13 protein-coding genes are annotated in these 16,888 nt (G+C 45.7%); 7 read left to right on the forward strand and 6 right to left on the reverse strand.

All coding sequences use genetic code 11. From position 1 onward, the window contains the following. Positions 1-93: 93 nt before the first annotated feature. The 4 genes from ELS82_RS19635 (at position 94) to ELS82_RS19650 (ending at position 4,804) form a co-directional block, all read left to right on the forward strand. Positions 94-786, forward strand: a complete 693-nt coding sequence (locus tag ELS82_RS19635; protein ID WP_134836984.1) for an MOSC domain-containing protein — start codon at positions 94-96, stop codon at positions 784-786. A gap of 215 nt (positions 787-1,001) precedes the next feature. Beyond that, a complete protein-coding gene (locus ELS82_RS19640; RefSeq protein WP_134836985.1) occupies positions 1,002-2,012 on the forward strand; it encodes a LacI family DNA-binding transcriptional regulator in 1,011 nt (336 codons plus the stop codon). Between the two features lie 137 nt (positions 2,013-2,149). Beyond that, positions 2,150-3,625 carry a Na+/H+ antiporter NhaC gene (nhaC, locus tag ELS82_RS19645; RefSeq protein WP_134836986.1) on the forward strand — a complete coding sequence of 492 codons (1,476 nt, stop codon included), beginning with the start codon at positions 2,150-2,152 and terminating at the stop codon, positions 3,623-3,625. A 12-nt stretch (positions 3,626-3,637) separates the two neighbouring features. Next, positions 3,638-4,804 carry a MalY/PatB family protein gene (locus ELS82_RS19650; protein WP_134836987.1) on the forward strand — a complete coding sequence of 389 codons (1,167 nt, stop codon included), beginning with the start codon at positions 3,638-3,640 and terminating at the stop codon, positions 4,802-4,804. A 68-nt stretch (positions 4,805-4,872) separates the two neighbouring features. On the opposite strand, the gene ELS82_RS19655 is transcribed toward ELS82_RS19650, so the two are convergent. Next, positions 4,873-5,328 carry a MarR family winged helix-turn-helix transcriptional regulator gene (locus ELS82_RS19655; RefSeq protein ID WP_134836988.1) on the reverse strand — a complete coding sequence of 152 codons (456 nt, stop codon included), beginning with the start codon at positions 5,326-5,328 and terminating at the stop codon, positions 4,873-4,875. Between the two features lie 79 nt (positions 5,329-5,407). Here ELS82_RS19655 and ELS82_RS19660 point away from each other — a divergent pair, with 79 nt between their 5' ends. Beyond that, positions 5,408-6,559, forward strand: a complete 1,152-nt coding sequence (locus ELS82_RS19660) for an Acg family FMN-binding oxidoreductase (protein WP_134836989.1) — start codon at positions 5,408-5,410, stop codon at positions 6,557-6,559. Between the two features lie 63 nt (positions 6,560-6,622). On the opposite strand, the gene ELS82_RS19665 is transcribed toward ELS82_RS19660, so the two are convergent. Continuing rightward, positions 6,623-7,861, reverse strand: a complete 1,239-nt coding sequence (locus ELS82_RS19665; protein ID WP_134836990.1) for a DEAD/DEAH box helicase — start codon at positions 7,859-7,861, stop codon at positions 6,623-6,625. A 278-nt stretch (positions 7,862-8,139) separates the two neighbouring features. Here ELS82_RS19665 and ELS82_RS19670 point away from each other — a divergent pair, with 278 nt between their 5' ends. Beyond that, entirely contained in the window at positions 8,140-8,955 is an 816-nt protein-coding gene (locus tag ELS82_RS19670) for a hypothetical protein (protein WP_134836991.1), read from the forward strand. Between the two features lie 47 nt (positions 8,956-9,002). On the opposite strand, the gene ELS82_RS19675 is transcribed toward ELS82_RS19670, so the two are convergent. The 4 genes from ELS82_RS19675 to ELS82_RS19690 all read right to left on the reverse strand — a co-directional run bounded on the left by ELS82_RS19675 (position 9,003) and on the right by ELS82_RS19690 (position 14,476). Beyond that, positions 9,003-10,253: an alpha/beta fold hydrolase gene (locus ELS82_RS19675; protein ID WP_134836992.1), complete on the reverse strand. Its 1,251-nt coding sequence runs from the start codon at positions 10,251-10,253 to the stop codon at positions 9,003-9,005. Positions 10,254-10,460: 207 nt separating this feature from the next. Then, on the reverse strand, positions 10,461-12,428 hold the full coding sequence (locus ELS82_RS19680) for an alkyl/aryl-sulfatase (RefSeq protein ID WP_134836993.1): 1,968 nt from the start codon (positions 12,426-12,428) through the stop codon (positions 10,461-10,463). A 129-nt stretch (positions 12,429-12,557) separates the two neighbouring features. Next, positions 12,558-13,457, reverse strand: coding sequence for a LysR family transcriptional regulator (locus ELS82_RS19685; protein WP_134836994.1), 900 nt, complete (start codon positions 13,455-13,457; stop codon positions 12,558-12,560). 125 nt (positions 13,458-13,582) lie between these two features. After that, positions 13,583-14,476 carry a LysR family transcriptional regulator gene (locus ELS82_RS19690; RefSeq protein WP_134836995.1) on the reverse strand — a complete coding sequence of 298 codons (894 nt, stop codon included), beginning with the start codon at positions 14,474-14,476 and terminating at the stop codon, positions 13,583-13,585. A 115-nt stretch (positions 14,477-14,591) separates the two neighbouring features. On the opposite strand from ELS82_RS19690, the gene ELS82_RS19695 reads away from it, so the two are divergent. Then, positions 14,592-16,613, forward strand: a complete 2,022-nt coding sequence (locus ELS82_RS19695; RefSeq protein ID WP_134836996.1) for an alkyl/aryl-sulfatase — start codon at positions 14,592-14,594, stop codon at positions 16,611-16,613. Positions 16,614-16,888: the final 275 nt, after the last annotated feature.

Genomic DNA, 16,888 nt, shown 5'->3' on the forward strand with positions numbered 1-16,888 from the left:
ACGAGCTCACTAGGCTATCATGCTCAACAGTGTGAATGAAGCCGAGAAGGACAACCTATTACGGTATTAATCTTCAGGCAATAAGGAAGCGATATGAAGAAGTTGGGTGTTATTAATAGCGTATTGGCGGGCAGAACCGTTGCCTTTGCACATGGTGCGAAAAGTGCGATTAACAAACAGGTTTTATCGCAGCGTCAGCATGCAACAGAACTGGGTTTCACTAATGATGAACAAGGCGATCCGCGCTTTCATGGCGGCATTCAAAAAGCTCTTCATATTTACCCAAGCGAACACTACCCAGTTTGGCAGCAAGAGCTCGGCGATAACGCGATTTTTCAATCCGCTGGTGCGTTTGGTGAGAACCTTAGCTCAAGCGGTGTGACAGAAGAGTCCATTTGCTTGAAAGATAAAATCCGCATCGGCTCAACATTATTGGAAGTGTCTCAAGGACGTATGCCTTGCTGGAAACTCAACGTACGCTTCGAGCAAAGCGATATGGCGAGAAGGCTGCAAGATACGCTCCGAACAGGCTGGTACTTCCGAGTTTTAGAGCAAGGCGATATCGGCGCAGGTGATGAGATTATTTTATGCGAAAGACCTTACCCAGACTGGTCGCTAGCTCGCATCATGGGCGCGGTATTCACTGGTAGCCTAGATAAAGCAGAACTCAGCCGATTGGCCGAACTGCCGTTGGTTGAGTCTTGGGGCAAACTTGTCGAACGTCGCTTAGAAACTGGCGAAGTGGAAGATTGGGAAATGCGCTTGGTTGGCCCCACTGCGGGTTGATGTTCAACCTTCATTAAAATCGTTGTTAGGCCACTAATCGGATGTCGTCTGATTAGTGGCTTTTTGTTATCTTGTGACTCTGTAAATAAGCAGGCTGCATCTTTTTAAAGTTCTATCCTTTGAGCTTACTAACATAATCAACAATAAATAATCGCTACACTCTGCCTCGTTTTATCCTACTTTCCATTCACCTTCATATTCTCTTGGAGAACCCAATGGCGACCATGAAAGACGTCGCGGACTTAGCGGGTGTTTCGACCGCGACTGTCTCACGAGTGATTAACCGCACTAGTTATGTAGAGCCTGTAACTCAAGAGCGGGTCGAACGGGCAATCAAAGAGCTCAACTATCGTAGGGATGCGCGCGCAACCGCTCTGGCAAATCGCAGTAACAACACACTCGGTTTGTTAACAGGCAATTTGGCTGACCCTTTCTTTGCACTTATTGCTAAAAGCGTTGAAGAAGTCGCCCGTGCGAATGGCTGTCAGTTGGTTGTGGTCAGTGGTGGGCACAATGCTCAACGAGAAAAAGAAGGACTCGACTTTCTCATTAGCCAAGGTTGTGAGGCGATGGTAGTTCATTCAAAGATGCTCGACGATACCACGCTGATGCAATACGCCGCGCAGCTCCCAGCGATGGTGTTGCTTAACCGTACCATTGCACAAATTTCCAATCGTTCTGTCTGGGTAGATAATCGAGCGGGAGCACGCCAATCGGTCGAATATTTGATTGAGCAAGGTCATCGTAAGATTGCCTGCGTTACCAGTGATTTACCTATTGAAGATCGAACAGAGCGTTTAGAAGGTTATCGAGAGGCGATGAACGCAGCCAATCTTGACATCCCGACTGGATGGGTGATTAACCAAAATTTCAGTGAGTCAGGCGGTGAAGAGGCAGGGCGCCAGCTTATCCAATCGTGCCCGGGTGTCACAGCGGTAGTGACGTTCAATGATGTGATGGCTGCAGGTTTAATGGCAAGCTTGCATGAACAGGGCTTCTCGGTGCCGGATGATATTTCTATTGTTGGCTTCGATGACGTTTTGTTAGCACGTTACCTCTATCCACGACTAACTACTATGCATAATCCGATCGATGAAATGTCGATATATGCAGCGAAACTGGCGTTAAACTTAAATAAAGATGGTTATTCTCCGCCAAACCAGCACCAATTTAAGGCTGACTTAGTGACTCGGCAAACCGTGAAGGCAATAGAAAAAATTGGATAAAACTGTGATGAATATTACATTCGCATACCTCATGTAAGCGCTTACATGAAAACGACACACTGCTCTCATTTTGCCTATTATCTGACCGTTACTATCTATTCCGAACAAACCCTACATCGATCCTGAGGAAAAATAACATGACAAACTCAAAGCCTCTCCCGTCGTTCGGATTAGCACTCGCCCCAATTGCGGTGATGTTTGCACTTCTGGCCGTCGGATACGGAATGCTTGGACTTCGCATTGAAGTCCTATTGCTGATTTCAGCCGTTTTCACTGGTCTTATCGCGTGGAAGATCGGCTACAACTGGGATGACATCATTAATGCCATCGTAGAGAAATTGGCTAAAGCGATGCCAGTTATCCTGATTCTAGTTTCAGTGGGCGGCCTTATCGCCAGCTGGATGGTCAGTGGCACAATCCCTTACATGGTTTACTGGGGACTTAAAGTCATCAGCCCTGAATACATTCTTATTGCCGCTTTCTTTGTTACTAGTGTTGTCTCTGTTTGTACTGGTACCTCTTGGGGCTCTGCTGGTACCGTTGGTGTTGCGCTAATGGGCGTTGCAGCAGGTCTTGACGTATCACTTGCCGCTGCGGCTGGTGCTGTTGTATCAGGTGCGTACTTTGGTGACAAGATCTCACCATTATCTGATTCTACCAACTTTGCGCCTGTTGTTTCGGGTACTACTCTGTATGAACACATCCAACACATGCTTTACACCACTCTGCCGGGTTTTGTGATTGCATCTGTGGTGTTCTTCTTTGCTGGTCAAAGCGCTGATATCGCCAACATTCATGAGCCAGAGAAAGTGGTCCAAATCATCTCGGGCTTAGATAATCTATACAACTTCAACATCCTACTGCTTATTCCGCCAGTGATGATCCTATGGGGCGCGTTAACTAAGAAACCTGTTCTGCCATTGATGCTTGGCGCATCGGCTATCGCAATTGTGCTGGGTATGGTTTTCCAAGGCTTTAATTTAAACCAAGGTTTCCAAGCTTATGTTGACGGCTTCAACCTATCGATGTTTGAAGCAAATGGTCACAGTGTAAATGGCTTAGTGCCAGATATCGCGAAACTGCTTAACCGCGGCGGTCTATTCTCAATGATGAGCACGATTTTATTGGTGTTCTGTGCTTTCGCGTTTGCCGGCATATTGAGCCTGACTGGCGCACTAAACGTGGTACTAGGTAAGTTCCTACACGCGATTCACACCACAGGTCAGCTGATTGCTTCGACTGTAGTGGCAACAATTACTGTGGTTTTCACCACTTCTGACGGCAAGCTAGCGCTGTTGATTCCGGGTGAGTTATTCCAAAACGCTTACCGCAAGATGGGCTTGGACACCAAAAACCTTTCTCGAACTATCGAAGATGCCGGCACTATTATTGAGCCGTTGGTGCCTTGGACAGCCGCAGGTATCTACATGGCCGGTACGCTAGGCGTGGCAACGTTGGATTACCTACCATGGGCAATTCAGTGTTACACCGGCGTCATCTTCGCTCTGATTTATGGCTTCACTGGCTTTGGTATCGCAAAAGCAAAGCCAGAACAAAACGAACAACAGATTGCTGACGAGCATTCAAATACACCAGCAGTAGAAACAAAATAAGGTAAATCATTGATGAACGCTTTCGACCAAATTCTGAACCGCAAGGAAAGTGGCTCTGTAAAATGGGACTTTATGCAGCAAAAGCTGGGATTGGCTGGGACGGATTTACTCCCGATGTGGGTCTCCGATTACGATTTTAAAGCGCCGCAAGTGGTGTTAGACGCGCTACAACAACGTGTTGAGCATGGGATCTTTGGCTACGCGGAACGCGATGATGCGTACTACCAAGCAACGATCGATTGGTATCAAAATCAGCATGATACTCATGTTAAGCGTGAGTGGATTACCACGGTACATGGCGTACTTCCGGGGCTCGCAATGGCATTGCAAATGCTCACCGAAACAGGTGATGGCATCGTGATGCAAAGTCCGGGATATGGCTCCTTCCGTAAGATCATTGAATTCAACGATCGTGTTGTCGTCGAGAACCCACTGATGGAAACCAAAGGCGTCTATCAACTCGACTTTGACCACCTCGAAAGTTGTTTCGCTAATGGTGCAAAAGCAATGATCTTTTGTAACCCACATAACCCGACAGGGCGAGTTTGGTCTGAAAGCGAAATCACAAAGGTTGCCGAGCTGTGTGAGCAGTACCAAGTGTGGCTTCTCAGTGATGAGATTTGGGGTGATTTGGTAGTTGGTGATGCGCAATATTATTCAGCTTTGCGTCTGCCTCAAGCGCTCTCTCAACGCCTGATAGTGGCAACGGCTGCAAGTAAGACGTTTGGCTTGTCTTCATTGCGAATCTCTAACTTTATGATTCCAGATGAATCGCTTCGAGCACAGTTCACTCGCAGGCTAGATGCGCATGGCATGGACGTGTTCAATAGTCTATCGATGATTGCAGCGACTATTGCTTATCAAGAGTGCTCTGGTTGGTTAGTGGACTTAAAAGACTACCTGCGAGGTAACATCGCCAAACTTGAGCTGTTTGTACAAACGGAACTGCCAGAGGTGAAATTTGTCGCCCCACAAGCAGGCTATTTAGCTTGGTTAGATTGTCGTGCGCTTAACTTAACTGACGCCGAGCTGGAGCAAAAATTTGTTGCAGCAGGCTTGGTGCCAAGTATGGGCATTGCCTTTGGTAAAGAGGGAGCGGGGTTTGTTCGCCTTAATCTAGGCTGCCCAGCAGGCACACTAGATGAAGCCTTGATACGAATTAAACAAGCGCTAAGCTAGTCGTACAAACAACAGATAAAACAAAGCCACGCTACTCAATCAGAAGCGTGGCTTTTTTATATCTAATTTTAAGCGTCGCGATTGTTATCTAGCCAATTCTGCAGACGTTGAGAGTGTTCCAGCATCTGCTCAAGTTGCTTCTCGTCCCATTGGTCAAAGCATTGGTCAACGGTGGGCAGAAAGCTCATAAACGCACTTTGAACCTTGTCCAACCCTTGCTGATTAATACGAATCCACTTCTTACGCCCATCTTGTTTGTCTTTACGAATCTCTATCAAATCCATTTCAGACAGCTTGTTCACCACCTTAGTGATACCAGGTTGGTTCATTTGCATCACTTCCGCTAACTGGCTGATCGTCTGCTCTTTGTCTGGGTGACGAGCGAAGTGATTGAGCAGATTAAACTGAGATTGATTAATTCCATGAGGTGCCAAAGCTTTACTTAACCAGGCGTCAGTTAGCTGATTTATTATTCCAAGTGATATCAATAGCTTGAATGAGTTCTGCTGCTTTTCTGTCAACATTTTATAGAATGCCCTTGATTTATATTCCATGGAATGTATATTTATTCCATGGAATAATTCTAGCAGAGCGAGGGATAACATGAACAGAAGAAACTTTATCAAAGTCTTAGGAGCAGGCGGCGTCGTCTTAGCGGCAAGTCCAATTTTGGTTAATCAATTGAACACATCCAATAGCGCTATTTATCGGCCGACGCATACCTATGATGATATAAGAAAGACACTGCTCAGTTACGCTATGCTAAGTGCGAATCCTCACAACATTCAGCCATGGAAGGTAGCGTTACCAAATCAAAATCAAATCCTCCTTTACGTCGATTCTGAGCGCTTGCTACCTCAAACTGATCCAATCCATCGTCAAATTCATATCGGTCAGGGAACCTTTATTGAAGGCTTAGTGATTGCGGCGACTCGTTTTGGTATTCGAGCTGACGTTGAGTATTTTCCGCAAGGGGAGTATGACAATCAGAGTCTTGAAGAAAAACCGGTTGCAGCGATTACCTTAATTCCTGATTCAGAGGTTCAAGCCGATCCTCTGTTTGGTTATCTCGCAATTCGTCAATCGACAAAGACGCCTTATCAGTCTGATATCGTGGCAGAGGAACAATTGGCACGTATTCAGAGCATTGCTGGTGACGATGGTTTCGCGATGAAGTTCGTTGATGCAAAGAGTGACAATGGAGCAATGAGCCAGTTTCTTACTCAAGCAATGACGATTGAAGAACAGCAAGCGGCGAGGAGCTTGGAGACGATTGCCATGTTCCGTTTTAATGAAAAAGAATTCGCTCAGCACAGAGATGGGTTTGGTTTGGCGCAAAATGGCGTCTCTGGTGCGAAGCGTTGGCTAGCGGAAAAGCTGTTTGTGACCCGTGAAAATGCAGAGAGTGACCCTAAACGCTTTGGTGCAGAAGGTATCAAAGCGACGCAAAAAGCGGCTGAAAATGCCCCTCACTTTGGCTTATTAGTGAGTGAGGACAACAGCCGTTTAGCCCAGGTAAAATGTGGACGTATATATCAAAGAATCAATCTAGTCACGACGTCGATGGGCTTAGCACAACACCCTATGAGCCAGATTCTTCAAGAATACTCCGACATGCTGCCGTTACAGGATGAGTTCAAACAGCATTACGCAATTGAATCGAATCAAACCGTACAAATGTTGTTTCGCTTAGGCAAGTCAGAACTGACTCCACCGTCGCCGCGCCGAGAAGTGAGCGATATAGTACAAGCGTAACTCAAACAACTCTGGACCAAGCCACTTACAAAATGTGAGAGACGTAAGTGGCTTAGCTAGCGGTTATTTCGCTTTCGGGGCTGAGCGTTTTGCTTTGCCTTGAAACTGCTTAATGCTCTTTTTAGCATTGGTTCGTCGATTGGCTTTCTTATCGCGAGGAGCGCGTTTGCTCTCACCTGTTGATGGCTTATCCGTTACTGGAAAACCTTCAAGGTCTTGGGTTGGCAATTCACGTTGAGTCAAATTACGAATCGCGGTAAGAGCTTCGGCTTCGCCATGGCAGACCAGCGACATTGCAACACCTTGCTCGCCTGCACGGGCTGTACGCCCAACTCGGTGAACGTATGTTTCCGCATGCATTGGCAACTCAAAGTTAATCACTACAGGTAGTTGCTCGATGTGAATACCACGCGCCAATAGATCGGTAGCGATCAACACCTGTGTTAGCCCGGACTTAAACTGTGCTAGCGCTTCTTCACGTTCATCTTGGTTCTTATTACCATGTAAAGCGCAGGTTGTAATACCAGCTTTATTAAGCTTTTTCGCTAAGCCATCGGCATTTTCTTTTACTCCAATAAACACCAACACCTGCGTCCAAGCATTCTGCTTAACTAGCTCAATCAAAGCTTTGGTTTTGCTTCCTTTGTTAACTAGATACAGCGTTTCAGTGATCTCTTGGTTTGTACTGTTTTCTTGGTGCGCCGCCACCTGTTTGGGATCGCACATAAGTAGCTTTGCTTTTTTCTTCAGTTCATCAGAAAACGTGGCTGAGAACATCGCGGTTTGGCGCTTAGTTGATGTTTCCGACGCAATAGTTTGTACATCCGGCCAAAAGCCCATATCCAGTAGACGATCCGCTTCATCTAACACAAGGTATTGCACACCGCTTAAGTCTAAACCGTTGTTGGTAAGGTCAACCAAACGACCGGTTGTCGCGACTAAGATGTTGGGATTTTTCGCAAGTGCCTGCTGTTGTAATTCTTTATCGACGCCACCGCACAAAGACACCGCGTTAAGACCAAGAGCCTGACCAACTTGGTTAATCGCCTCACTCACTTGGGTCGCCAGCTCGCGCGTTGGTACCAGAATCAGCGCTCTTTGTTCTGAGTTTTCGCTTAGCTTTTCCAATACAGGCAAACCATAAGCAAGGGTTTTTCCGCTGCCCGTATTTGCTAATGCCAATACGTCTTTACCTGCCATCAGTTCAGGGATCGCCAATGTTTGAATATCCGTTGGCTTTTTGAAGTCTTGTGGCAGTGCGTGGGTAAGTTCAGAACTTAATGAAAGAGTAGAAAACGGCATGTGCAGGCCTTTTATTTAGCGGCGTTGGAAACAATTAAGGTGCGGCAGTACGCAGGCGCGGACTTTACCACAATCGAGATGATTAAGTGTAATGCTTTAAGGCTCAGTGTTGATTACGCTGATGCTTTGATAGCGGTTATTTATTGCCTCGACATGAATCCATAGACAGCAAGAATCAATTAAACCCGACTTAATTGACTGTTTATCTTCGCTCTATCGATAGCTTAGGTCGAAGCTTTTAGGATCTTGATGTTTTAATCAATAACATCGAGAGAGATATGAAGCATCCGGTTCCTAAAGTTTTGGCGTTAGCGCTGGTTTCTGCCTTCGCTCATGCAGAGTCAGCACCTGAGAGCAGTGAGCAAGTTCAAGATATGTCTGACCCATTAGCGGTATATACTCAAGGTGGCTTTGGCGTCTCTGATAAAGGCCTAAACCTGAAAGTTGGCCAGACGTATGACACTGGCAACCCTGACACGATGGCGATGAATATCATTGAAGTCAAAGGTATCGCGGGCGAACAGTTGGGCTGGAGCGGTTCGAGTAAACGTGATGATTCGATTGATAGCCTGCGTTTTCGCAACTTTAGTGTCGACACCACCAATGGCCGTGGTGCGCAGCTAGATATGAACTATAACGTTGAAAAAGAGCAACTGGATACCTCGTATAGCTTTATTCAAGCATTACCTAAATGGGGAGCGCTACAGCTCTATCCTCTGGCTGGGGCAGGTGCACGAATCACCAATGGGCAAGTCGATACCACGGTCGATACCGAGTCAGGCACTTACCCTATTGATAAGAGCATTGGCTATACCATTCCTGGTGTTTATGGTGTGGTAGGTATGTACAGTAAGCTGGCCATTACCGATAAGATTTGGGTGAACTACAACCCTATGTGGTTAACCGCGATAGCGGGTTCGGATGACTTTATGGAGTCCGCATTTGGTCAAGGGAACAGTGAAGTCTTTGCCAACGAAGTGTCACTCTCTTATCAAATTACTCCAAGATTCAATGTGCGCTATTTTGCTAACTGGACACAGGAGCAAGAGTTCAAAGAGGGCGATCAAAGAATCGAAGTGAACTACCAGTTCTAGTTCTCGACAAGGCCAGTTAGCAATGCGACTAGCTGGCTTCTTATTATTTACTCTTTTTGCTCACTCTCTACTCTCAACCAGAAAGCTCTGATCTTAGTGTAAACATCCGGCTGGTTGAGAATGTCGGTATGGTTGTAGTTAAAGCCATATATTTCTTCTGCTTGTTCTTGCGCTTCTACCCTTAGCTGACTGCTCATCAAAATCGTTCCATCACTGCTCGCCCCGATATCTCCTGTCCCTTTGTCGTACCCAAAGATCAATAAGTGCGGTGGACGAAGGTTGTTTTGATCTGCTGGGAAAAGGTTCTTGATGGCATGGCCATTTGGCATCAAGTCAGTCCATGATGGCATTGCGACCGGAGAATACTTCACACCAGACTCGGCAGATGGCACGCCACCAAATGGTGATGCGATAGACGTAAATGATCGAATAGAGTGGCATCGATTGCCGACACTACAGACATTGAGGTAACGCTGAGTTAAGACCCCACCCATGCTATGAGCGACAATGTGAATAGGACGGTATTGATACTGATCGTTGAGCTGTCGCATCAAACTGGCGACAGAGTGTGCCAAAAAAGTGAGTGACAAAGATGAAGGGTAATTAACAAGCCAAGGCTGGTACTTATCTTTATCTAAAAAAGCGATCATCTCTTCAAAGTCTTGACCGCTACCGCCCATACCGTGAATAAATAGCACCGGAATCTTTGCGGGATCATAAGCGTCAAGGAAGAAGATTCCCCCGTAATCGTTTTCAACAAACTGCAGCGGTTGCCACATCCCCATCTCTTTCGCGTTTTTAGAGAACGCGGGGTCATCTAAGCTGACAATCGCACCTACACGCTCTTCTCTGACTTTAAACTCTAGGTAGGGAACGACCGCTAATCTGTCAAGGGTTGGTATCCCATCAAGTACCTGGTTATCAGGACCGATCGCGACCTGATTGTTGACCAAAGTATCTTGCATGAAAAGGTAACTAGGCTCATCGATCTGATAGGTAAAATCGAGGTTCTGGTCTTCAAAAACAAAGATGTAGTCAGTCAGATTGAAAAAAGAGGGAAACGTGGTTTTATCGGTGTTTTCCATTGAATTGACTGTAAGCACACTCGACTTATTGAGATCACTGAGCTGAACAATGACATGCCTTTTGGGACTATCAGTTGTAGGGACATTGACGGTAATTTCTTTATAGATGTTCTCGACGTCTTGCAAGTCTGAATGCAGAGATAGCAAGTTGCCACAGCCAGTTAGAAATACACTCAATAAAATAACTAGGGATAATTTGAACATCATTTCCATATGTGTTCTGTGCGTGATGTTCTTATCATAGCGGTGTCAGTGACGGGATGTAAAACAAGTAAACTGATCGTGAGTGCTTTAACCAACAAACGGTTATCGGTTTATGAGGTGCCTGTAGGTGGGAGACTCGGGGAATGGCAGGCGCAAAAAAAGCCCGCGGACTAGACGGGCTTTGACTTAAACAACTATTTGGATTTTAGTAATGGTTTATGGCGTTACAACACCGAACCACATGTCGAATTGATCAAACACGGACATGAGTTTGTTAAATTCAACTTGATCAGAGACTCTAAAGTCACCAGCTTTGATTTCCTCCTGCAGCGTTGCTTGTTTTGTCATCATGTTTTCAAATGCTTGACGGGTCATAGTAATCGTTAGGTCAGCATCGCTAAACTGCTTGTCTGAGTATGATTTAAGTACTGAATTGCTTAAATCCATTGAGTACTGACCATCGCCTTCAACATTGATATTGACCTGAATGTCTAACCCTTTCGCCGCCTCAGGTTTTACCGTTACGCCTAAGTAGTTCATGAACTGATCAAACGGCATGTTTTTCGCAATTGCCGCCGTGTTTGGTGTCGCGACTGGCTTGATACCTTGACGAAGCTCTTTTGCGCCGCCTAGGTAGTAGTTACGCCATGGGCCTGATTCTGATTGGTAACCAAGTTGCTCCATTGCATCGGCTTCTAGATAGCGAGCGTCCATATTGTCAGGGTTAGCGAAGGTGACATTGTTCAGTAGTGTTACTGCCCAGCGGTATTCGCCTTTTTCAATCGCTGTTTCAGCGAGATCGATAACCTTGTCTTCACCGCCCATCGCTTCAACGTATTTGGTGCCTTGCTCTGTTGGTGTTAGTGGGTTTAGGTTTGCTGGGTTACCGTCCCACCATGCGCCAAAGTAGAAGTCGTACGTTGCACGTGCGTTGTGCGATACCGTGCCGTAGTAACCGCGGTTGTACCACTCTTTACCTAATGAATCTGGCAGCTTGATTGATGCTGAAATCTCATTTGGTGTGTAACCTTTGTTGGCTAAACGAAGCGTTTGGTCATGAACAAATTTGTACATGTCGCGTGTTTTCTCTAGCTGGTTTTGGATTTTTTCTTTACCAAACGTTGGCCAGTGGTGCGATGCAATCATGGTGTCGGCTTTATCGCCATAGGTGTGCAGTGCTTCGTCAATGTACTGTGCCCAAGAAGAAGCATCGCGCGTTTTTGCACCACGTAACGTAGAGATATTATGGATGGTGTGCGTCATCACTTCTGCTGCCATCATGGTTTTGTACTGCGGGAAGTAGAACATGAATTCAGAAGGGGCTTCTGATTCTTGCGCCATAATCACTTCTAACTTAACGCCATCTACTTCCATCTCTTGACCAGTGATGTTGGCGATGTGGGTAGGTTTAACAATGCCCGGTGCACCAGAAGAGGTCGTTTTACCTAGACCACCATCGACTTGACCTTTGCTGCTTGCATCAAGCAAGTTACCGTACATGTAAGATGCGCGGCGTGACATGGTGTTACCCGCCATTAAGTTCTCAGCGATCGAGTGATCAAAGAAACCTTCAGGTGCAAGAATCTCAACCTTACCTGCATCAATGTCTTCTTGGCTTGTTACACCTAAGATGCCGCCGAAATGGTCGACATGAGAGTGAGTGAAAATCACACCCGTAACTGGTAAATCTTCAACGTTATCACGCAGAAGTTTTAAGCCTGCAGCAGCAGTTTCAGGAGAAATCAGTGGATCAACCACTACCCAGCCATCATCACCTTTAATGAAGGACATCACTGAAAGGTCAAAACCACGGACTTGGTAGATGCCATCTTTGACTTTGAATAGACCATCAAGGTTGTTGAGTTTTGCTTGGCGCAGAAGTGACGGGTTAATGGTATCGGTGTTCTTATCTTGTTCTATAAAATCGTACTTGCTGAAGTCCCAAATAACTTTACCGTCCGCGTCTTTGATGGTTTTCTCTGGCCAAGTAGCAATGAAACCACGGGAAGCGTCGTCAAAATCGCTTTGATTATCGAAATTTAGGTACTGCTTCAGTTGTTCGTTTTTTGCGACAGTGAAGCTTGACGCGTCTTTGGCTGCACTGGTTGTTGACGCAGCGAAACTGAATGCTGGCGCAAGAGTGGCAACGATAGCTAAAGATACGATTGATTTTTGAAAGTTCATAAGTCATCTCTCTCTGATAGTGCGAACGGGTATGCGTTCGTCGATGAAGAGATAATATGAAGTTTGGATTTATCAATCGATAGGCTTAAATTTAAATGTGGATTTAGTTTTATTTAATCCACTTCGCATTTAGCGAAAACGCTCAGTGACTTTAAGTAGAGACTCTTTAAGCCATTGGTGTCCTGTATCTTGCTGTTGGGAGTGATGCCAAGTCATATAAATCGGCAAAGGCACCGATTTAAAGGGTAGCGGGAATACTTGAAGCTGGTGGCCTGGGGCAAGTAGATCGGCGTGCCATTGACTTGTCACACACAGCCACTCGGTCTGAGCCGCCATCATCACGGCATTACAAATCGAATCGGTCTTATAGACGATATGGCGGGAGGGTTGTGGTTCACAAGCGAGTGAATCGAGGATGTCTTGATTAAAACGCTGTGTTCCCCATAGTAGGTGCTTCTCAGTAAAGAACTGCTCGTGCGTGAGCGAGCCCTGAATGCGTGGATGATTTTTACTACATACAACAACGAGCGGCAGTTCAAATAGGAATTCATTATGATAGCCGTGCTCGTCTAAAGGGATGGTCGTGATAATAAGATCGACTTTACGCATACGTAGATCATCTTGACGGCTACTTTCATTGATATGCTCGATATCGGCGGAAAGTTTCACGTTCGGTGCGTGCTTAGCCCGATACTCTATCATTGGCGGCACTAACATCAGGTCGAGGTCTTTATGGCTAGAAATACGAAACGTCCGCTGGCTAGCTTGTGGGTTGAAATGTTGTCTCGATTTAGCGCCATTGAGCAGTAAGTTTAAGGGTTCTTGGATCTCTTCGTGTAATTCGATAGCGAAATTGGTCGGTGCAATGCCACGTCCTTTACGAATAAACAATGGGTCTTGGTATTGCTCACGAAGGCGGTTCAATGCGTGGCTGACTGCAGGAGCTGTAATGCCTAAGCCCTCCGCGGCTTCATTGACGCTGCGCGTTTTCATTACCACATCGAATGTTTTGAGTAGATTCAGATCCATAGTTATTCCTATCGTTCAGTTCTAGCTAAGCTCGCTATCACCAAGAAATCATATCTGGGTTGAGTTAATTAAGATAGACAGTCAGGTATCTCTGGCGAAATTAGTGATTATCGTTGCTACTTAGCCTACTCAAAATACGATTTCAGTTTATCTCTTAACCAGATATTGGATGGGCTTTTTCGCACTCGATTATGGGCCATTAAACGATATTGGATTGGGATGTCAGTAAATGGCAGTTTGAGTACTTGGATATCTAATTTATCGGCGAATTGTTTAGCGATGCTGGCAGTCATGGTTGCAATGCAGTCACTGGTTGAGACCATCGACATCTGTGAAACCAATGACGTACACTCTGCAGCGACAGTTCGGTCACGCAGGCTCTCTTCCGTAAAATAATCTGCCAGATAGGCGTCTTCTCGGCGCAGTTTCAAAGTAATGTGCCTTTCTGCATAGAACTGCTCGCGAGTGATGTTTTGCGACACTCTCGGGTGACCTTTGCGGGCAATGACACAAATTTGGTCATCAAACAGGGCTTCAGTGAAGAATGCATTGGTCGCGTGTTCGGTAAACTCTATGGCTAAATCGGCTTGGTGCTGATTTAAACCATGCAGCAGTCTTTCTTCGTTGGAATGGGTAGGTTGGAGTTCAATGGTGACATTACCCAAGGTTACGTCGGCTTCAATCTTAGGCAATAGCATTAGCATCACGGGCTCAGAGGTGTAAACGACGAACTTATGTGGATGATGAGTACTAAACCCGTTGAGACTTTCTAATGCATTACTGATTTGAATAAGCGCGGGTTCTACATGGCGAATCAGTTCTTGGGCGTGGTGGGTAGGGGCGATCCCTCTGCCAGAGCGAACAAATAATTGGCTGCCTACTTGTTGTTGTAACCTTTTAAGCAAGCCACTGACTCCAGGTTGGGTCATCCCCATCTCTTCGGCTGCAAGGGTAATGGATTTATGTCGATAAACGGCGATAAAGACTTTGAGTAGATTTAGATCTAAGTCATTGAGCATAACGGCCTACACATAATGATTTGTGATGTATTAAATACAGTTTCATGCATGTATTGCTATGTGTCAACGGAGTAAATTAGCTTCATACCCGATATCAAACCCCAAGAGGTTCATCATGAAAACTCGATTTGCTCCTTCAGTTCTTTCTCTCGCAGTTGTTATGTCATTTGGCGCATCAGCCAATGATTATGCATCAATCGATACCTATGAAGGCAAACCTGCAACCGAGCATACAGTGAAAGCGAATGCAGCGATGACTAAAATCCTACCATGGGAAGATACTTCTGCATTTGAGCGTACAACTCGTGGCCTAATTGCTGAGTTCGGTACGCACGAAGCTGGCGAACTAAAAAATCGTTTCGAATATATGACGGATATGTCAGTAAAAGATCTACCACCAACGGTGAACCCATCTATTTGGCGTCAGGGCATGCTTAACTACGCTGCTGGTGGTTTGTATGAAGTGACGGACGGTGTTTACCAAATTCGCGGTGCTGACCTTTCTAATATGACCATTTATCGCACCGATAACGGCTATGTTGTTCATGATCCTCTGCTATCAAAGCAAGCCGCAGCGGCATCTTGGGAGTTTGCTAAAGCCCACCTTCCTGCAATTAATGGTGAGCACAAAATCACTGGGCTTATCTACTCGCACATGCACGCTGATCACTTTGGTGGCTCTCGCGGTGTTGTTGAGTCTGGTGACTTTGCAGAAGATGCAAAAATCTATGCGCCAAAAGACTTCATTAAAGAGCTGGCAGATGAAAACGTCATTGCTGGTACCGCGATGGGCCGACGTGCGAACTACCAATATGGCACAACGTTAGACAACAACACTAAAGGTATTGTTGATAATGCTCTAGGATTGGGGACCTCACGTGGTGAAGTAACGCTAGTTGCACCAACAGATGAAATTCAAGAGCGTGAAAAAGTGATTACCATTGATGGTTTGGAGTTCCACGCGATCAATATGCCAGGAGCAGAAGCGCCAGCAGAAATTGTACTTTATGTACCTGAGTATCGTTCACTCAACACGGCTGAATTGACATACGACGGCATGCATAACATCTACACATTCCGCGGTGCAAAAGTTCGTGATTCTTTGGTTTGGACTAAGTACTTAACTGAGCTAAAAATGCGCTATGTTGACAGCGGCTTAGTCGACAATATTCACGCGGCTCATTCGGCGCCAGTTTGGAACAATGCCAATACTGATGTAAATGAAATCTCCGAATACATGACGCTGCAGCGCGATAACTATGGCTTTATTCATAATCAGGCGATGCGCTTAGCGAATCACGGCATAACGATTCATGATGTTGGCCGTGAGATTGAAAAGATTGTTCCTCAATCTCAAATCGATACTTGGCATACCAATGGTTACCACGGTTCATACAGCCACAATGCTCGTGCAGTCGTGGATTTATACTTGGGCTACCATGACATGAACCCAGTAAACACTAACCCGCTACAAACGACAGAAAAGTCATGTGTGTATGTCAACGCAGCAGGTGCAGACACCTTGTACAAAGCGGGCATGAATCACTTTAACCAAGGTGAGTACCAAGAAGCGTCGCAGTTATTTAATGACTTAGTGCAATGTGACCCGAATAACATCGACTACCGTTTTGCATTGGCGGACAGCTTTGAGCAGCAAGGCTATCAGTCAGAAACCATGGCATGGCGTAACAGCTATCTGCAAGGTGCAGTAGAGCTACGTACAGGTGATATTCAACCGTCAATCAAGTTAGCGTCTGCAGATGTAATCGCCAATACGCCAACAGGCATGTTCTTAGACTTTATCGCGGTAAGCCTGAATGCACCGAAAGCAGAAGCGGCAGAGCTAAACTTTAACTTTGGTGTTTACCACCCAGATATCGAAGAGCGCTACTACGGTGAAGTATCGAACGCGAACATGTCGAATATCGAGGTCGAGAAAATCCCAGCGGTTGATGTTGAGCTAATCATCCATAAATCAGACTTTACGCGAGTCGTTCTAGGTGAAACAACACTAGATGAGCTAGTGAAGTCAGGCCAAGCAGGTATTAAAGGCGATGCGTCTCTTATCAAGCAGCTAGGTGGTTCACTCGATAAGTTTGATGGTCTGTTTGAAATCTTACCAATGCCGACTAAATAGTTGAGTCAGTAGTAAAACGAAGCCCCGCAAACTGCGGGGCTTTTTTATCGCACAGGATTTAAGGTAGTTCCGTCATATTCATAACATGCATTTTTATAGACTTCTAATGTGTAAGCACTTTCACCCGATCGGTGTTTTTCAAGATAGTTGCCATCATTTGCTCGCTTATTAAGCAGCTTCTCTTTCTGGATTTAGGTGGACTTCGCCAACTGGCTTACAGTTCCTGATATCACCAGTCCATCGTTCAGGTTTTCGCTGTTTTGCAGCGAGTAATA

It is taken from the genome of Vibrio ouci, from assembly GCF_004551525.1.
GTDB lineage: Bacteria > Pseudomonadota > Gammaproteobacteria > Enterobacterales > Vibrionaceae > Vibrio > Vibrio ouci.